Origin of the sequence: Kitasatospora sp. LaBMicrA B282 (assembly GCF_050325825.1) — a bacterium.
Lineage (GTDB): Bacteria > Actinomycetota > Actinomycetes > Streptomycetales > Streptomycetaceae > Kitasatospora.
In genome coordinates, this window is record NZ_JBNQTI010000054.1 from 1 (window position 1) to 15,869 (window position 15,869).

A 15,869-nucleotide genomic window follows, 5' to 3' on the forward strand; every position below is an offset into this window, starting at 1 on the left:
GCCGCAGGCACTCTGCCATTTGCTCTGGTTCCATGCCGAACGTGCTGTTACGGCCGCCCATTGCTAGCGGCACGCCGGCCATCGCTTCCCCCCCCCCCCTCCCCCCTCCCCCCCCCCTCCCTTCCCCCCCCCCCCCTCCCCCCCGGGGCCGTGTCTACGGCTTGCGGCCGATCCCGGCGTAGCCCATGACCTCGTGGTCCGCCAGGGCCGGGCTGTCGTCCAGCTCCGGGTGCCAACGGTTGACCAGGACCACGCCGGGATCGTCGAGTTCGAGCCCGGTGAAGAACTGCTTGACCTCGGCGTGGGTGCGCAGCCTGGTCTCGATCCCGGCCTCGCGGTAGCGGCTGGTGGCGACCTCCGCGTGCTCGGGGGCCGAGTCGGCGGTGCCGGCGGTGAGCGCGAGGAAGCTGCCGGAGGGGAGGACGTCGAGCAACTGCTGGACGGGCCCGCGCACCGCCTCGTCGGACATGAAGTGCACGATGTTGATCAGGGTGAGCGCCACCGGCCGGGTCAGGTCCAGGGTCTCCTCCAGCCCCGGGTCGGTGAGGAAGCCGTCCGGGGCGCGCAGGTCACCGCTGACGTAGGCGGTGCGGCCCTCGGGGGCGCTGGTGAGCAGCGCCCGCGAGTGGGCCAGCACGATCGGGTCGTTGTCCACGTAGACGACCCGGCTGGCCGGGTCGACCTGCTGGGCGATCTCGTGCAGGTTGGGGGTGGTGGGGATGCCCGTGCCGATGTCCAGGAACTGCCGGACCCCGTGGACCTGGGCCAGGCGGCGGGTCATCCGGTGCATCACCGCGCGGGCCGCCAGGGTGGCCCGGCGCGAGCCGGGCCAGTCCGCCAGCACCTTGTCGCCGGCCTCGCGGTCGGCGGCGAAGTTGGTCTTCCCGCCCAGCATGTAGTCGTAGATCCGGGCCGGGTGCGCCCGCTCGGTCTGCAGGTCGACCTGCGGCGCCGTCTCGAACCCGGTCGGCAACGACCAGAACGCGGCCTCGCCCTTCTCCAACCTTCGGCCCTCCCCATTCGCGTTTTTGCCGGGGACACTCAATCACAGTCGATGATGGAACGTCAGCTCGAAGGGTGGGCGAGAACGCGCGGGGCCGTCACCCGTCGCCGGGTGCGGCGTTGTCCCGGGGGAGCGGCTCTCGAACTCAGGAGGTGCGGCATGGTGCCGAACGACGGCGGCCGGCGGGCCGGTCCCGCGATGCGTCCGGTGGTGCAGGAGACCTACGGTCCGGCCGATCTGGGCGCGGTCCCGATCTTCGCCGGCGGGTTCATCAACTTCGGGTACTGGCAGGCGATCGAGCCGACCGGTCCGCTGGACGAGGCGGCGCGGATCCGCAGCCAGCAGGACCTCTACCGGCACGTGCTGGACGCGATCGGCCTGCCCGGGCAGGCGGAGCTGCTGGAGGTGGGCTGCGGGCGCGGGATGGGCTGCGAGCTGGCCCTGCGCGAGTACGGCCCGGCCGCGGTGACCGGGCTGGACATCCACCCGGAGCAACTGCAGCGGGCCCGGCACGCGCACGCCGACCGGCTGCGCGCGGAGCCCGGGCGGCTGCGGTTCGTCCAAGGGGCGGCGGAGCGGATGCCGGCGGCGGACGGCGAGTTCGACGCCGTGATCAGCGTGGAGGCCGTGCAGCACTTCCCTGACCTGGGCGCCTTCGCCGCCGAGACGGCGCGGGTGCTGCGGCCGGGCGGCCGGGTGGCGGTGGCCGGCTTCTTCACCGTCGACGACGCGCCGGGGCGGCCCGCCGAGCTCGCCGGGCTGCTGGACAGCTTCGCCAACGGCCTGGACATCGCCCGCCCGGTGACGGCGCTGACAGGGGCGTGGGCCGGGGCCGGGCTCACGGGGGTGCGGGTCGAGTCGATCGGGTCGCAGGTCTGGCCCGGGTGGGACCGCTGGCTGAGCCGTTGGTGGGCGCCGGGGACCTGGCCGCGCAACTTCCGGCACGCCTGGGAGCAGGGGATCCTCGACTACTACGTGCTCACCGCCGCCCGGCCCCCGGCCAGGTAGGGGCGGGAGTGGACCAGGTCCTCGGCGAGGCGGGCGAACGCCCGCGCCGCGGCGCTGCGGTAGCCGGCCTCCCGGTGCAGCAGGGCGGCGGTGCGGGCCGGCAGCGCCGGGTCGAGCGGGACGGGGGTGAGGTGCGGGTGGTCGTGGGTGATCGCGTCGGGCAGCACGGTGGCCAGTGAGGTGCGCCGGACGATCTCGACCAGCGCCTGGAGCGAGTCGGTCTCGACCGCGACCTCGGGGCGCACCCGCTGGGCGGCGAAGTAGGCGTCGATGTGGGTGCGGGTGGCGAAGTCCTGGCTGAGCAGCGCGAGGTGGCGGCCCGCCAGCTCCGCCGCCGGGAGCGGCCGGGGTGCGCGGGAGTCGTCGGGGTCGGCGGCGCGGACCAGCGAGAGCGTCTCGGTGAAGAGCGCGGTGGCGGCGAGGCCGGGCGGGTGGGGGCCGGCGAAGGCGATGCCGAGGTCGAGTTCGTCGGCGAGCAGGGCCGCCTCGATCCGGTCCTGGGCCAGCTCCCTGAGGTCGAGGGTGATCCCGGGGTGACGGGCGTGCAGGTCGGCGGTGAGCGGGCCGACCAGGTAGGCGCTGAACGTCGGGGTGACGCCGAGGCGCAGGTGGCCGCGGCTGAGGTCGGCCACGTCGTGCACGGCGCGCTCGGCGGCGGCCAGGTCGCGCAGCGCGCGGCGGGCGTGCTGTGCGTAGGCGGCGCCGGCGTCGGTGAGCCGCACGGTGCGGCCGGTGCGGTCCAGCAGCTGGGCGCCGATGGCGCGCTCCAGCTGCTTGACCTGCTGGGACAGGGTGGGCTGGGCGATCCGCAGCTCCTCGGCCGCACGGGTGAAGTTGCCGTGGTCGGCGACGGCGAGCAGGTAGCGCAGGTGACGCAGTTCCGGGGCCATGACACGACTATAGATGAGACCAATGGCAATCATGGGTAATCGCTCTTGGACGCTATAGCCCCAGGTCATGCAAGGTGGTTCTCGCAAGGCCCGACGGGCCGAGCCGCCACCGAAGGGAGTGACCCCATGCATGACCTCGCCAAGGGCATCGCGCATTTCCAGCAGGACGTCTTCCCGGCCAAGCAGGAGCTCTTCGCCCACCTGGCCACCCACCACACCCCGCAGACGCTGTTCATCGGTTGTTCCGACGCCCGCGTCGTCCCCGAGCTGATCACCGGGTGCGAGCCCGGCGAGCTCTTCGTCATCCGCACCGCCGGCAACCTCGTCCCCGCCCACGCCCTGGGCGCCGACGGGGTGGCGGCGAGCATCGAGTACGCGGTCGCCGTGCTCGGCGTGCGGGACATCGTCGTCTGCGGGCACTCCGGCTGCGGCGCGATGACGGCCCTCGCCCACGGGCAGGACCTGAGCGGCGCCCCGGCGGTCGCCGACTGGCTGCGGCTCGCGGACGCCGCGGTGGCCCGGACCGCCACCCCCGGGGACGTGCCGGCCCTGGTGCGGCAGAACGTGCTGGCCCAGCTGGCCAGCCTGGCCACCCACCCGTCGGTCGCCCGCGCCCTGGCCGAGCAGCGGGTCACCCTGCGCGGCTGGGTCTTCGACATCGCCACCGGTGGCGTCGAGGAGCTCCAGGTCACCGGCGCCGCCGCCGCCCTGGCGGCCTGACCGCCACGCCACCACCCCACCCCACCACCACCCCAGCACGCCACCACCCCACCCCGGCACCCCACCACCCCTGAACCCGCCCGCCCCGCGCCCGCTGCGCGACGGGCACCCCCTGAAAGGAACCCCCCATGGTGCACGCCCAGTTCGACCCCACCGCCCGTCAGCAGCTGGCCGCCGCCGCGGTCGACGCCAAGCTGCGCAAGGACCTGACCTGGCAGCAGATCGCCGACGCGGCCGGCCTGTCGGTCGCCTTCGTCACCGCCGCCGTGCTCGGCCAGCACCCGCTGCCCGCGGCCTCCGCCACGGCCGTCGCCGAGCTGCTCGGCCTGGACCAGGACGCGGCGCTGCTGCTGCAGACCGTCCCGACCCGGGGCTCGATCCCCGGCGGCATCCCCACCGACCCGACCATCTACCGCTTCCACGAGATGCTCCAGGTCTACGGCACCACCCTCAAGGCCCTGGTCCACGAGCAGTTCGGCGACGGCATCATCAGCGCGATCAACTTCAAGCTGGACGTGCAGAAGGTCGCCGACCCCGAGGGCGGCGAGCGCGCGGTGATCACGCTGGACGGCAAGTACCTGCCGACCAAGCCGTTCTGACCGTTCCCACCCAGTCGAACGGCGGCGGGGGGGGCATCCGGGCCGGGCAAACCCCAGAAACCAACAAAGAAAAGGAAGGCCACCGCCACCAAGGGATTAAAAAGACAGCCCTAAGGCCCCCCCCCCCCCCCCCCCCCCCCCCCCCCCCCCCCCCCCCCCCCCCCCCCCCCCCCCCCCCCCCCCCCCCCCCCCCCCCCCCCCCCCCCCCCCCCCCCCCCGGCCCACGACGAGGCCGAGGAGGCCCACATGCCCGAAGTGATCGAGAAGTCGGCCTGGGTGCACCTCCACGCCGGCCGGCTGCTGGCCGTGCGCAGCCACGGCCGCACCCGCTTCTACCTGCCCGGCGGCAAGCCCGAACCCGGCGAGAGCCCCCAGCAGGCGCTGGTCCGCGAGATCGCCGAGGAACTCGGGGTCGCGCTCGACCCGGCCACCGTCGTCCCGGTGGCGGTGCTGGAGGCCCCCGCCGACGGCAAGGCGAGCGGCACCGTGGTCCGCACCTCCTGCTTCACCGCGACCGGCAGCGGCCGGCCCACTCCGTCCGCGGAGATCGCCGAGCTGGCCTGGCTCAGTCACGGAGACCGCCACCGGGTCAGCGCCAGCACCGCCGAACTGCTCGACCGCCTCGCCGCCACGGGCGGGCTGCTCCGCTGGTAGTCGTGACTGCGGCCGGGGCGGTGGGCGGTGTCAGGACCGGCGGTTGATCTGCTCCAACCGGCGGAACCGGGCCGCGGACCAGCTGCCGTCCAGCGAGACCAGCGACACACCGTGCCAGCCGAGGTGGGTGAAGGCGGGCATCAGACCGTCCCGGCCGAGGTCGCTGACCCCGCCCTTGCGGTAGGCGATCCAGACCTTCGTGGCCTCGCCGGCGCCCGCCAGCACGGCGGGGGCGTCGCGGTGCAGCTGCGCGCCGTCCTGCGCGAAGAGCACCACGGTGTCCACCGGCTCGCCGCCGCCCGGCGGCTGGACGGTGACCCCCGCCGGCAGCGGCCCGAGCACCGGCGGCTCGGCGGCGGGCTCGTTGAGCACCGTGAGCGTGCCTCCGGGCTTGATGCCGAGCTTCTCGGCGGGGGTCTTCGGCATGGCACTCCTCGGGCGCGGCGGGCTCGGGACCCGTAAGGCATTCGGGCCCAGTAAAGCACCGGGGTCGGACAGCACGCCGGGCTCAGCCCCCCGGCCCCGCGGCGTTCACCAGGGGCCGGCCCAGCGCCGCCATCCACTGCGCGCCGGTGGCCAGGGTGGCGCTCAGCCCGCTCGCCAGTCCGGTCAGGGTGCCGGCACCGACGTCGGTGAGGGCGGCGGTACCGGCCGCGGCCGGCTGGAGCAGGGCGGTGAGCTCCAGACCGGCCACGGCCGGGGTCAGGTAGACCGCGAGCGCGACCAGCAGGCCGGCGCCGGCGACTGCGGCGATGGCGCGCAGCGCGTCACGGTCGTCGTGGTTGCGGTTCAGGTAGTCCTCGGTCAGCCACGGGGTGAGGGTGACGCCGTAGGCGGTGCGCGAGGCGGCGCGCCGCCGCCGCTCCTCGTCGGCGAGCCGCTTGCGGACGCCCGCCGGCACCAGCTCGGATTTCACCGGGATCGAATGGATCTCGTAGAGCAGCAGCCCGTCGGTGCCGTCCGGCCAGGGGTACCAGAAGGTGGGTTCGAAGCAGATCCACTCCAGGTAGGTCGTCCCGTCCTCGGTGCGTTCCGGCAGCGGGACCACCCGTTGCAGCGGGGCCCGCGGGCGCCACTTCGAGGCGCCGGCGGCGACCGTGTAGGACGTCAGGCTGAACGACTTCCGGATCGCCGGGTCGACGCCCTTGATGATCTGCTCGAACTTGTACAGCCGGTAGTCGATGTCCTCCCTGAAGGTCTTGGCGGCCTGCGCGCGGCTGGTGACCTCCAGCAGCTCCAGCACCAGCTGCGGCCCCTGCGGCGGGCGGGCGCAGAAACCCAGGATGTCGGGGCGCATCTCGCCACCGCCCGCGTAGTCCCGCCGGAACTCCTCCCGCATCCGGGCCAGCATGTCGTCGGCCGCGGTGAGCCCGGTGGCGAGTTCGGTGTACTCGTCCTCGGCCAGGACGAACGACCAGTTCGGGTAGCGGTCCTTGAAGTCCAGGTAGAAGTACCCGAACATGGCCCACTGCGCCCACTGCCACTCCATGGTGGCCTGCTCGCCGCGCGCGGTGCCGCTGACCCGGCGGGCCCCGCGCACGAACCGTCCCACGCCCGGGCAGAGCGCCAGCTGCTGGGTGTCGAGTTGTGATGCCACCGGGCGCCCCTCAGGCGATCGTGGACAGGTTGCTGGTGACCTGGATGTCGGTGCCGGAGGTCGGGGTGTACTCGTTCCACTCCGCGATCAGTTCGCCCTTCTCACCGGGCACGGTCAGGGGGAACGGCGCGGCGGCGGTCCCGTTGTGGGCCTTGTCCAGTCGGGCGACCTCCAGGTGGGTGTCGTCGGGGACGGCGGTGATCAGCTGCGCCTCCTGGTCGTTGGCGGTGTCGGTGACGCTGTCGATCACCACCCGGCTGCCGGGCTGGAACCCCTCGCTGGAGGCGACCGGGATGACCACCGGCCCGTCGCTCGGCCCGACCCGGTCCGCGCAGCTGGTGAAGAGCGCGTCCTCCAGCCGCACCGCCGACCGGCCCGGGTTGGCCGGCGGGATGCCCGGGTAGTTGCGGTCGTCGTAGGCCGCGATCTCCTGGGCGATGGTGAAGTTCGGCGAGGGGGTGCCCGGTTGGGACGGGTCGTCGATGGTGCCGTTCTCCACGAAGTTCACCCAGCGGGTCTCCCAGCCCTTGCGGACGGTGAGCACCACCCGGGCGCTGCCGGCGCGCAGGAAGGCCTGCCGGTTGGCGTCGGGGTGCTTGAGCCGCCGGATGAACGGCCAACTGTCCGGCAGGTCCCAGAAGTAGGAGTACAGGAAGGTGACCACGTTCTCCCACTCGATCGCCTCGTTGACGAAGCGGACGATGTCCTCGTACTGGGTGACCAGGGTCCACAGCTGGGTGCCGGGCTGGATGTCCTGGGTGTCGAAGGCGGCGCCGTGCCCGGTGTCCACCTTGTCCGCGGCGAACTTCGCGGTGACCGGGGCCGGCACGGTCGGGAAGCTGCCGCCGAGCAGGTAGCGCAGCACGCACTTCATGATCTCGTCGTTCTCCTCGCGGCGCAGCGTGAGGGTGTCGACGTTGTCCAGCTCGTCCTCCAGCGCGGCGATCCGGCCGGCGATGTCCTGCTGCTGGGCGTAGTAGTCGGTCTGGGCGGCGCTGTAGAGCGCGTTCCAGACGTCGGAGCGCCACTGGGCCATCGCGTCCGCGGTGGGCACGCAGACCACGGTGAACTCCAGTGACTCGGTGGAGACGTCGTCGAAGGTCATCAGGATCGGCTGGGTCCCGGTCGCGCCGGCCAGGAAGTTGGTGCCGCCCGGGGCGAGCAGCAGCTCGTCCGTGAAGGTCTTGTCGGCCCACGGGTCGAACGGGACGGTGCTGCCCTCGACGGTGAACTGCCCCAGGTGGCCGGTGGTGCTGGTCATCCGCCCGGTCAGGGTCACCGACTGGATCTCGTAGCCGGGGTCGAGGGTGACCGTCACCTTGGCGCTGGCCCGCACGCCCTGCGGGACCGGCTGGTCCAGGGTGGGGCGCAGCGTCTTGACCTTCGCGGGCGGCTGCGGGACCTGGGCGTTGTACCGGTCGGCGAGGACCTGGAAGTGCGGCTCCTTGGGGGTCGGCGGGTGGGTGACGGGCGGCTCCGGGTCCTCGTCGCGGACCTCGTCGGTGATGTCGTCGTGCGGGACCGGGAAGACGAACGGCCCCAACTGGTCCTTCAGCGCCTGCAGGTCGATGTAGGCCTTGCGCATCGAGGCGGACGGCTCGGGCAGCACCAGGTCGTAGGTGAGCCGCAGCCCGTACCGGTAGAGCCGCACCCGCCAGCGGCGCATCATGCTGAAGTAGTCGATCCGCATCGCGTCGGTGGGACTGGGGTTCTTCAGCGTGCGGGTGGTGGTCTGCGAACTGCCGGTCACCGAGGTGGTGGTGATGGTGACCTTGTGCTCCTGCTTGGCCCGGGTGGAGGCCTTCTGGGTGAGCGTGGTGGCGTGCTTGCGGCTGTCGGTGGCGGACTGGGAGTCGGCGCCCTGGCCGGTGAAGCCGGAGGTGACCGAGCCGGAGATGATCGGGATGCCGCCGGAGACGGTGCCGGTGATGTTGAACTGGTTGGAGTGCTGCTGCTGCGAGGTGGTGGACTGGGAGAGCTCGGTGTTGTCGGTGACGCCGGTCTCGCTGTAGTTCTCCAGCGAGTCGGTGACGATGGAGCTGAACTCCTTGCTCTGGACCGACCACTCCTTCTGGGTGACGGCCGTCTCCTCCAACGGTGCGAGCGGGATGGTGGCGATCAGCTCGCCGCGCTCGATGCCGTTCGGCGCCATCTCCAGGCGCTCCAGGTTCATCCAACCCAGGCGCGGTGCAGCGGCGTTGGCGTCCAGGGTGCGCAGCGCCAGCACGGCGGTGTGCAGCGACTGCTGGGCGCTGCCGAGGGCCGTGTCCGAGGGCTCGGGAGCGGCGGCGGCCTCGGCCAGCCGGCGGCCGCGCAGGTCCACCACGGCCTGGCCGAAGGTGCGCAGGGTCTCGACCGGGACCGCGGCGAACTCGGCGGGAGCCGGCAGCACCGAGGCCAGCGGCTGCCCCTCGAAGGCGGCCAGCAGGGCCGGCACGGTCGCGCCGGGCTCCCAGGTGGCGGCGTCGGCAGCGGGGTCGGCGGACCGGTCGAGGTGCGCGTGCACGGCCGCCACCTCGCCCGGCTGCAGCGCGAGCCGCCGGACGAAGCCCGCCTTGGCGATCGCGGACCCGGTGCTGGAGGGCGGGGCGCTGAGCGGGACCAGGGTGGCCTTGTCGATCTGCCGGGTGGCGTGGTCCAGCAGCGGCGGCGCCGACGGGGGCGGGAACGGGAAGGGGGCGTCCTGCGGGGAGCGTTGGGCAGGGGTCGCGGGTGTTGAGACCACGTCCGTCATGGTGTTCTCCCGAAACGGGCGGCGGGACCGGGCGCTTCACCCTGACATGCCCGCGCGGGCCGGGGCAGCCGCCGTGCCGCTCAGTGGCACGGCGGACCGACCGCGCGCCGCCCCGCGGGGTCAACTCGCCAGGCTCGTGCTGATCCGCGCGGCCGCGTCCCGCACCCGCTCGGCGACGGCGGACAGCTCCCGCCGCGCGTCGACCAGCGCGAACAGGGCGGCCACCACCTGCCGTTGACGGTTGCGCACGGGCGCCGCCGCGCACGAGACGCCCTGCACGGTCCGCTCCCGCTCGGTCGCCACCCCGCTGGCCCGGATCTGCGCCGCCTCCCGGGCCCAGGACGCGGGCGGCGGCGAGCCGGCTGCCCGGGCGTCGCCGAACGCCACCAGCACCTTGCCGGCGGCGGTCGTCCACGGCCAGGTGGTGCCGGGGCGGAACGGCGCCAGCCGGTCCACCTCGCCGGGCACCCCGGCCACCGCCATCACCTGCCCGCCGTGCAGCACGCACAGCCCGACCGTGGCGCCGGTGCTCCGGGCCAGCAGCCGCACCGGCTCCTGCGCCGCGGCCAACAGCAGTGGCGGCGGCTGCCATTTCCGACCGAAGCGGAATATCCGCGGCCCCATCCGGTAGAGATCGCCGATCCGTTCCACCGCGCCGAGTTCCACCAACTGCTCCAGCAGTCGGCGGGCGGTGGATTTGGGCAGGCCCGCGCGGAGCGCGAGCGCGCTCAACCCGCAGTCCCCGGCCCGTTCGATCTCCTCCAGCAGCAGGAAGGCTCCTTCGAGTACGCCGCGTCCCCGGGCGGGTGGTGGAATCGAGTCGAGTTGTTCCGGATCCTGGCGTGCGACGTCCATTGTCGAGATCCCCCGGGTGCTCTCAATGGTGATATGACAATTAGTGGACGGATCGAGAATTGTCCGCATCGAGAATAGGGCGGGGGTACGGATTCTGTCATTCGACTGTCCGTACGATTCGTTTGTCGGTGAGGGCGGCGAGGGTGGGGTGAGGTGGGTTGCCAGGCCCGGGCGAGCGGCGGAGGCTGGAGGGAGGTCCACACTCCCCCGAGGGAGGCCGCGATGTACAGCAGAGCCACGCTGGGGGGCCACCCGGTCCACCCCATGCTGATCGCCTACCCGGTCGCCGGCTACACCGGGACCCTGGTGGGCTTCGCCGTGTACGCCTCGAACGGACAGCAGTTCTGGCTCGACTTCGCGATCGCCATGAACATCGCCGGCGTGGGCGGCGCACTCCTGGCCGCGCTGCCGGGCTTCGCCGACTGGCTGCTGGGCATCCCGCGCAGCTCCAGCGCCAAGGCCGTCGGGCTCGCCCACGCGGGTCTCAACGTCCTCGCGCTGGTGCTGTTCGCGATCAGCCTGGGCCTCTACGTCAACCACTGGAACGGTCCGCCGCGCAGCAGCACCCCCGGCCTCGCCCTGGCCTCCGCCGGCCTGCTGCTCACCGTCGGCGCCGGCTACCTGGGCTGGACCCTGGTGCAGGACTACCACGTCGGCGTGCAGCTCACCCGCGACCAGGAGCGCGACGAGCCCACGGTGCAGCACCTGCGGCCGCTGCAGATCCACCACGACCGCGCAGCCTGACCCCGCCCGCGCCCAGGCCGCGCGCCCTGCTCCGCTCAGCCCTGCTGGGCGGAGCGGAGCGCCGCGGCCTGCGCGGTGACCGCCGCGGCGAAGGCCCGGTCGGCCGCGGCGCCGTCGGCCGCGGTCGCCTTGTCCGCCCGGAGCTCCTGGATGATCATCACGCTGGAGCCGAACTGCGCGACCGACACCGTGCCGTACATCGGCCGGGTCGTGGTGAACTTCTTCGTCCAGCTGAACGCCAGTGGTGCCGAACCCCCGCCGGGGTCGCCAGGATCGCCGCCGTCGGGCAGGGCGGTGATGTCCCGCACCGTCTCGCCCCCGGTGCTGCTGCCGTCGTCGGGGACCGTGTAGCCGCGGCAGCCGGCGACCCCGGCCCGGATGTCCTCGACCGACCGCTGCGCGGCCGCCGGGTCCGGGAAGGAGTGCAGGAAGAGCGTGATCGCCGTGTCGCCGGTGCTCGCCATCAAGGCGCGTGAGACCTCCGCGACGGTGCCGTAGACCGCCGGGGCGCCCTCGGTGCCGTTGATCAGCTGCTGGCACGCCGGGCCGTCGGGGGTGGACTCGACGCTCGTGGGCAGGGTGTCGCTGTCCGAGTCGGTGTCGGTGTAGCCGGGCAGGTCCGCCGCGGTGAGCAGGGCGCCCTTGAGCTGGTCCGCGGTGAGCGGGCCGGTGGCGCCGCCCGGGCCGCCTGGTGCCGGCAGGTGCCAGTAGTAGCCGGTGTCGGTGTTGCCGACCTCGACGGGGTAGGCGGTGTCGGCGGCCGGCAGGTCGAAGGGGAGCAGGCCGGTGCGGCACTGCCCGGCGGTCAGCGCCGGGCCGGTGCCGTCCGGCAGCAGGGGCTGCGGGAAGTCGCCGGGCGCCCACGAGGTCGTCGACGGCGCCGTGGTGCCGTCGGCGAGGACCAGGGTCCACCCGGACCGGCCCGCGGTGACCGTCGCGTCCGGCGGGGTGGCCGGCCGGCAGACCCGGGCCTGGACGGTGACGATCTGGTCGACGGCGGGCAGGCCGGTGGCGTTGGCGCCCGCGGTGCGGGTGCGGTAGTCGGTCACCATCTGTTCGGCGCCGGTGGTCTGGTCGGTCTGGGCGTCGCCCAGCGCCGTGGTCTCGTCGATGCCCGGGACGGGTGCCACCTCGGCGCCCAGCAGCTGCCCCGCCCGGACCTGCACGTCGTTGCCCGCGACCACGGCATCGTCGAGGTCGTCGATGGCGGCCAGCGCGCCGGGGTCGGCCTTGGTGGCCTCCAGCGCGTGGCAGGCGGTGGCGGCCAGGTGCAGCCGGGAGACGAACAGCGCCCAGCCGGGTCGGCCGACCGCGACCGGGGCTTGGAAGGTGCGGTCGGCCAGGTCCGCCGCGGCGTAGGCCTTCGCGCAGGCCGGGGCCATCGTGGTGCGCCACTTCGGCGAGTCGTCCGGGACGTCCAGCATGGCGTGGACGGCGCTCTCCACCGAGACGTAGGCCGCGAGGGAGGCCTTGGAGGCGTCCAGGCCGCCGAGGTCCTCCCAGGCGAGCACCTGGGCCCTGACGGTCTGCGGGGACGGCGCCCGCTGGAAGAGCGGGCCGGCGGGCCGGCCGCTCCCGGCCGCCGCGCCGGCCGGCCCGCTCTGGGCCGCGGTCTGCGCCCCGACGGTGCCCGCGGTGAGCACGGCGAGCAGTCCCACGGCCAGCAGCTGCGGCACCGGGCGGCGGTCGTGGCGCAGGCGCGCGGCGGGTTCGTCACGCCAGCCGGTGCGGCGCGGGGCGGTGGCGAGCAGCAGCCGGGTCAGCACGGTGACCAGGACGGCCAGCGGCAGCCCGTCGGTGACCACGAACTGCAGGGCTGCGCCCGCGAACGCCAGGTCGGCGCCGGGACGGACCAGGCAGTCGTGGTGCAGCACGTCGGCCGGCCCGAGGCAGCCGTCCAGCAGGGCGTGGGCACCGACCGCGGCCATCCCGATGCTGCCCGCGACACCCGCCGCGATCAGGCCCTGCAGCAGGACCTGGCGGCCCGCGCCGGCCGCGGTGACCGCCGCCGCGAGGGCCATCGCCGCGACGACCGCCAGGACGTACCACATCAGCGTCGCCGAGCCGGTCAGCGCGTCCTGGTGGAGGCGGCGCACCGACGCGGTGGCCCGCACCGTGCCCGCCACCGCCGCGGTGGCCAGCAGGCCGGCGGCCAGGCCGGCACCGACCGCCCTGCGCAGCGGCGGCCGCCGGTCGGGCAGCGGGCGCGCCTGCGGTGCGGTCGCCCGCAGCCAGCCGGGCGCCGCGGCGGGGGAGCGCACCAGCCAGGCCACCAGCGGCGCGAGCCAGAGCAGCGGCAGCGCCCACCAGAGCACCCTGGCCGAACCGTCCAGCCCGGGCAGCGCCAACAGCAGGTCGTAGGCGTGCAGCAGCACGGGCGGGTGCGGGGCGGCGTAGCCGGTCAGGTCCTGCATGCCGTTGCTGCCGAGGGCGATGCCTTCGAGCAGCACGTTGCCGTTCCAGTAGACCTGTACGAAGGCCAGCGCCAGCGCCGCCGGGACCAGCGTCAGGACCATCGCGGCCTGCAGCCGGGTGCCGCGGTAGCCGGTGATCCGCAGCTCGGCGAACTCGGCCGTCCAGGCCAGCACCGCGGCGCACGCCGCCACCAGGACCAGGGCCGCCTCCGGGTGCGGCGGCCACCACCGGCCGGCGTCGATGCCGAACAGCAGCAGCTCCCCGGCGGCCAGCCCCAGGCCCAGGACGCAGCCCGCGCCCCACCCGGAGCCCGGCTCGCGGCCCTCGGACAGCGCCCACAGCACCGAGCGCCACACCGCCACCCCGCCCACACCGACCACCAGTGCCGCGGCCAGCAGTTGACCGGCCGTCAGCGCCCAGCCGCCCGGCAGGTACCGGCCGGCCACCTGGGCCACCACCTGGCCGGCCACGCCGGCCAGGAAGAGCGGCAGGCCGGCGGCCCGGAACAGCACCTGCGGGCGGTCCAGCGCCGCCGCCCGCTGCGGCCAGGACGGGTGGGTGCGCCACGCCCGGCCCGCCGCCGCGAGCACCCGGCGCAGGCCGCGCGCACCGGCCCCGATCTCGGTCGCCCGCGCCGGCAGCAGCCGCTCCCGGACCGCGCCGCGCGCCACCGCCGTGCGGTCCGCGTAGACCTCGCGCACCCGCAGGATGTCGCTGCGCACCAGGTACACCAGCACGCCGATCACCGCCACCAGGACCAGGTTCGCCTCGGGCGTGACCCGCATCTGCCAGGCGGCCGGGAAGTGCTGGTCCACGATGGCGTACCCCGAGGCGGCCAGCTCCGGCAGCAGCACCACGGCCAGGAAGACCCGCCAGAGCGCCACCGTGGCGTAGGTGATGCCGACGTCCCGGTTGGCGACGTGGGCCAGCTCGTGCAGGACCACCGCGTCGAACCGGTCGCGGCCGTCCGCGCTGCGCTGCACGGCCACCAGCAGGCCGCCGTCCAGCCGGACCACCGGGCGCCGGTGGGTGCCGTAGACCATGGCCCCGGTGCCGGGTGCGCAGACGTCGACCACGAACCGGATCCGCAGCCCGGCCGGCAGGCCCGTCTGCGCGGTGAGCTCCGCCAGCCGGACGGCCAGTTCCGGGTGGACCCGGGCCGCGGCCACCACGCCGGGGCGGCCCGAGCGCCAGCGCGGGAGCAGCCGGTACAGGCCGGCCGCGGCGAGGACCACGGTGACCAGCACCACGGCCGCCACCCAGTGCAGGTCCGGCACGTACCGGGCCACGCAGGCCCGGTACGCCGGGGTCGAGGCAGGGGCGCCCAGGTAGGCGCCGACCCCCGGGTCGGCGCCGGCCGCCAGCGCGCACTCCAGGTCGCCGTGCCGGCGACCGCTGGCCAGCGTGGCCGTCACGTCGTCGGTCATCATGACGGTACCGGCGACGAAGAGGGTCAGCAGGACGACGAAGCGCAGCGTGGTGCCGGCACCCAACACCCGCTCGTCCAGGGGGAATCCGGTCCGGCTGGGGGCTTCGGCCGGCGCGGACACCTCAGTGCTCGCCCGGCGGGAGCGCCAGCCGACCGATGACGCAGTCGGCGAACAGCCGGGCGCGGTCGTCGTCGAGGCCGCCGTCCCGGGCAGCGGCCTCGACCCGCTCGTGCACGGCGGTCAACTGCTCGGGGCTGAAGGTCGGCAGGGTCGCCCCGGGCTGTCGCCCGCGCCGCAGCCGGGTGCGCAGCCGCGCCAGCAGGCTGGTGGTCGCCTGCTCGACGGCCTTGCCCGCCGCCTGCTTGGCCGCCTTCTGCACCGCCTCCCAGACCAGCGGGGTCAGCAGCGCCACCACCTCGCCCAGGCCGAAGCCGAGCGGGTCCTCGCGCTCGCCGGGCCGGGCCAGGCGGCGGCGCAGCTGGTCCTCGTCGAGCGTGCGCAGCCCGTCGAGCAGGGGCAGTTCCTCGACGGCCACCACCGAGAGCACCGCTTCGACGGCGTCGAACACCAGCTGGGGCGGGATGTCGGGTGTGGCCGATAAACCTGCGGAACCGGAAGTCATGAATCCCCTCAGCAAGGCCGCGCCGCCCGCGCGCGGCGGCGTCGCCGCGCAGCAGGGCGGTCCCATCGACTTTTCGGCGTGGCCATTGCACCACAGTCGACGTTCGGCGGACCCGGGCGATCAGAGATTCGTGGTGCGAATCGGGTGTCCGGTCCTCACGCCTTCCCCGAGATGATCGTCGCCCCGACACAGCCGACGACGACCAGGGCCATGAAGATGCAGGCGTGCCAGAGGGACTCCCGCTGCATCGCCTGGTTGTGGGCCGGGCGCTGCCCGGGTGGGTACGGGGTGGTGTACCAGACCTTCCACTTCGCGCGCATTCGAGGCACCCAGAACCACAGGTTCACGATCTCGCCGGCCAGCATCAGGCCCCACCACGCGCCGAGCATTGACTGCCCTCCGTCCTGGTCATGGACTCGGAGCGTATCGCGCCGAGGGCGTGCGGGCACCGGCCGTGCGGCGGCGGTGGTCGGCGGTCGCCGCCCGCCGGTCTCCGCGGCGCGTTCCCGGCGGAGCCTCAACTCCGGTGCACCACAGGGATCTTGTCGTCAGCTCAGGTGTCGACCGGCGGGGCTCATGTCAGCAGAAATATATCTCT

At 74.2% G+C, this 15,869-nt stretch carries 14 protein-coding genes; 5 read left to right on the forward strand and 9 right to left on the reverse strand.

The genetic code is table 11. The features are described 5' to 3' along the window. Nucleotides 1-154: 154 nt before the first annotated feature. Nucleotides 155-1,003 carry an SAM-dependent methyltransferase gene (locus tag ACQRUO_RS17225; RefSeq protein ID WP_428316809.1) on the reverse strand — a complete coding sequence of 283 codons (849 nt, stop codon included), beginning with the start codon at nt 1,001-1,003 and terminating at the stop codon, nt 155-157. 159 nt (nt 1,004-1,162) lie between these two features. Here ACQRUO_RS17225 and ACQRUO_RS17230 point away from each other — a divergent pair, with 159 nt between their 5' ends. Beyond that, nucleotides 1,163-2,011 carry a class I SAM-dependent methyltransferase gene (locus ACQRUO_RS17230; protein WP_428316810.1) on the forward strand — a complete coding sequence of 283 codons (849 nt, stop codon included), beginning with the start codon at nt 1,163-1,165 and terminating at the stop codon, nt 2,009-2,011. On the opposite strand, the gene cynR is transcribed toward ACQRUO_RS17230, so the two are convergent. Further along, complete coding sequence (cynR, locus tag ACQRUO_RS17235) at nt 1,975-2,901, reverse strand: transcriptional regulator CynR (RefSeq protein WP_428316811.1); 927 nt, start codon at nt 2,899-2,901, stop codon at nt 1,975-1,977. The genes ACQRUO_RS17230 and cynR overlap by 37 nt on opposite strands. Before the next feature lie 126 nt (nt 2,902-3,027). Between cynR and ACQRUO_RS17240 the strand changes: the two genes are divergently transcribed. The 3 genes from ACQRUO_RS17240 (at nt 3,028) to ACQRUO_RS17250 (ending at nt 4,874) form a co-directional block, all read left to right on the forward strand. Next, nucleotides 3,028-3,621, forward strand: coding sequence for a carbonic anhydrase (locus ACQRUO_RS17240; protein ID WP_428316812.1), 594 nt, complete (start codon nt 3,028-3,030; stop codon nt 3,619-3,621). 128 nt (nt 3,622-3,749) lie between these two features. Next, complete coding sequence (gene cynS / locus ACQRUO_RS17245; RefSeq protein ID WP_428316813.1) at nt 3,750-4,220, forward strand: cyanase; 471 nt, start codon at nt 3,750-3,752, stop codon at nt 4,218-4,220. A 246-nt stretch (nt 4,221-4,466) separates the two neighbouring features. After that, complete coding sequence (locus ACQRUO_RS17250; protein ID WP_428316814.1) at nt 4,467-4,874, forward strand: NUDIX hydrolase; 408 nt, start codon at nt 4,467-4,469, stop codon at nt 4,872-4,874. A 30-nt stretch (nt 4,875-4,904) separates the two neighbouring features. Here ACQRUO_RS17250 and ACQRUO_RS17255 read toward each other — a convergent pair whose 3' ends face one another. The 4 genes from ACQRUO_RS17255 to ACQRUO_RS17270 all read right to left on the reverse strand — a co-directional run bounded on the left by ACQRUO_RS17255 (nt 4,905) and on the right by ACQRUO_RS17270 (nt 10,060). Further along, nucleotides 4,905-5,300, reverse strand: coding sequence for a hypothetical protein (locus ACQRUO_RS17255; protein WP_428316815.1), 396 nt, complete (start codon nt 5,298-5,300; stop codon nt 4,905-4,907). Between the two features lie 82 nt (nt 5,301-5,382). Then, entirely contained in the window at nt 5,383-6,471 is a 1,089-nt protein-coding gene (locus ACQRUO_RS17260) for a hypothetical protein (protein ID WP_428316816.1), read from the reverse strand. 10 nt (nt 6,472-6,481) lie between these two features. Further along, complete coding sequence (locus ACQRUO_RS17265) at nt 6,482-9,205, reverse strand: hypothetical protein (RefSeq protein WP_428316817.1); 2,724 nt, start codon at nt 9,203-9,205, stop codon at nt 6,482-6,484. A gap of 120 nt (nt 9,206-9,325) precedes the next feature. Then, a complete protein-coding gene (locus ACQRUO_RS17270; protein ID WP_428316818.1) occupies nt 9,326-10,060 on the reverse strand; it encodes an IclR family transcriptional regulator in 735 nt (244 codons plus the stop codon). Between the two features lie 222 nt (nt 10,061-10,282). Between ACQRUO_RS17270 and ACQRUO_RS17275 the strand changes: the two genes are divergently transcribed. Continuing rightward, nucleotides 10,283-10,804, forward strand: coding sequence for a DUF2231 domain-containing protein (locus ACQRUO_RS17275; protein ID WP_428316819.1), 522 nt, complete (start codon nt 10,283-10,285; stop codon nt 10,802-10,804). Between the two features lie 35 nt (nt 10,805-10,839). Here ACQRUO_RS17275 and ACQRUO_RS17280 read toward each other — a convergent pair whose 3' ends face one another. From ACQRUO_RS17280 to ACQRUO_RS17290, 3 genes are all read right to left on the reverse strand, one after another. After that, on the reverse strand, nt 10,840-14,769 hold the full coding sequence (locus ACQRUO_RS17280) for a sensor domain-containing protein (RefSeq protein WP_428316820.1): 3,930 nt from the start codon (nt 14,767-14,769) through the stop codon (nt 10,840-10,842). 1 nt (nt 14,770) lies between these two features. Further along, complete coding sequence (locus ACQRUO_RS17285) at nt 14,771-15,271, reverse strand: hypothetical protein (RefSeq protein ID WP_428316821.1); 501 nt, start codon at nt 15,269-15,271, stop codon at nt 14,771-14,773. Between the two features lie 155 nt (nt 15,272-15,426). After that, complete coding sequence (locus ACQRUO_RS17290) at nt 15,427-15,660, reverse strand: hypothetical protein (protein ID WP_428316822.1); 234 nt, start codon at nt 15,658-15,660, stop codon at nt 15,427-15,429. Nucleotides 15,661-15,869: the final 209 nt, after the last annotated feature.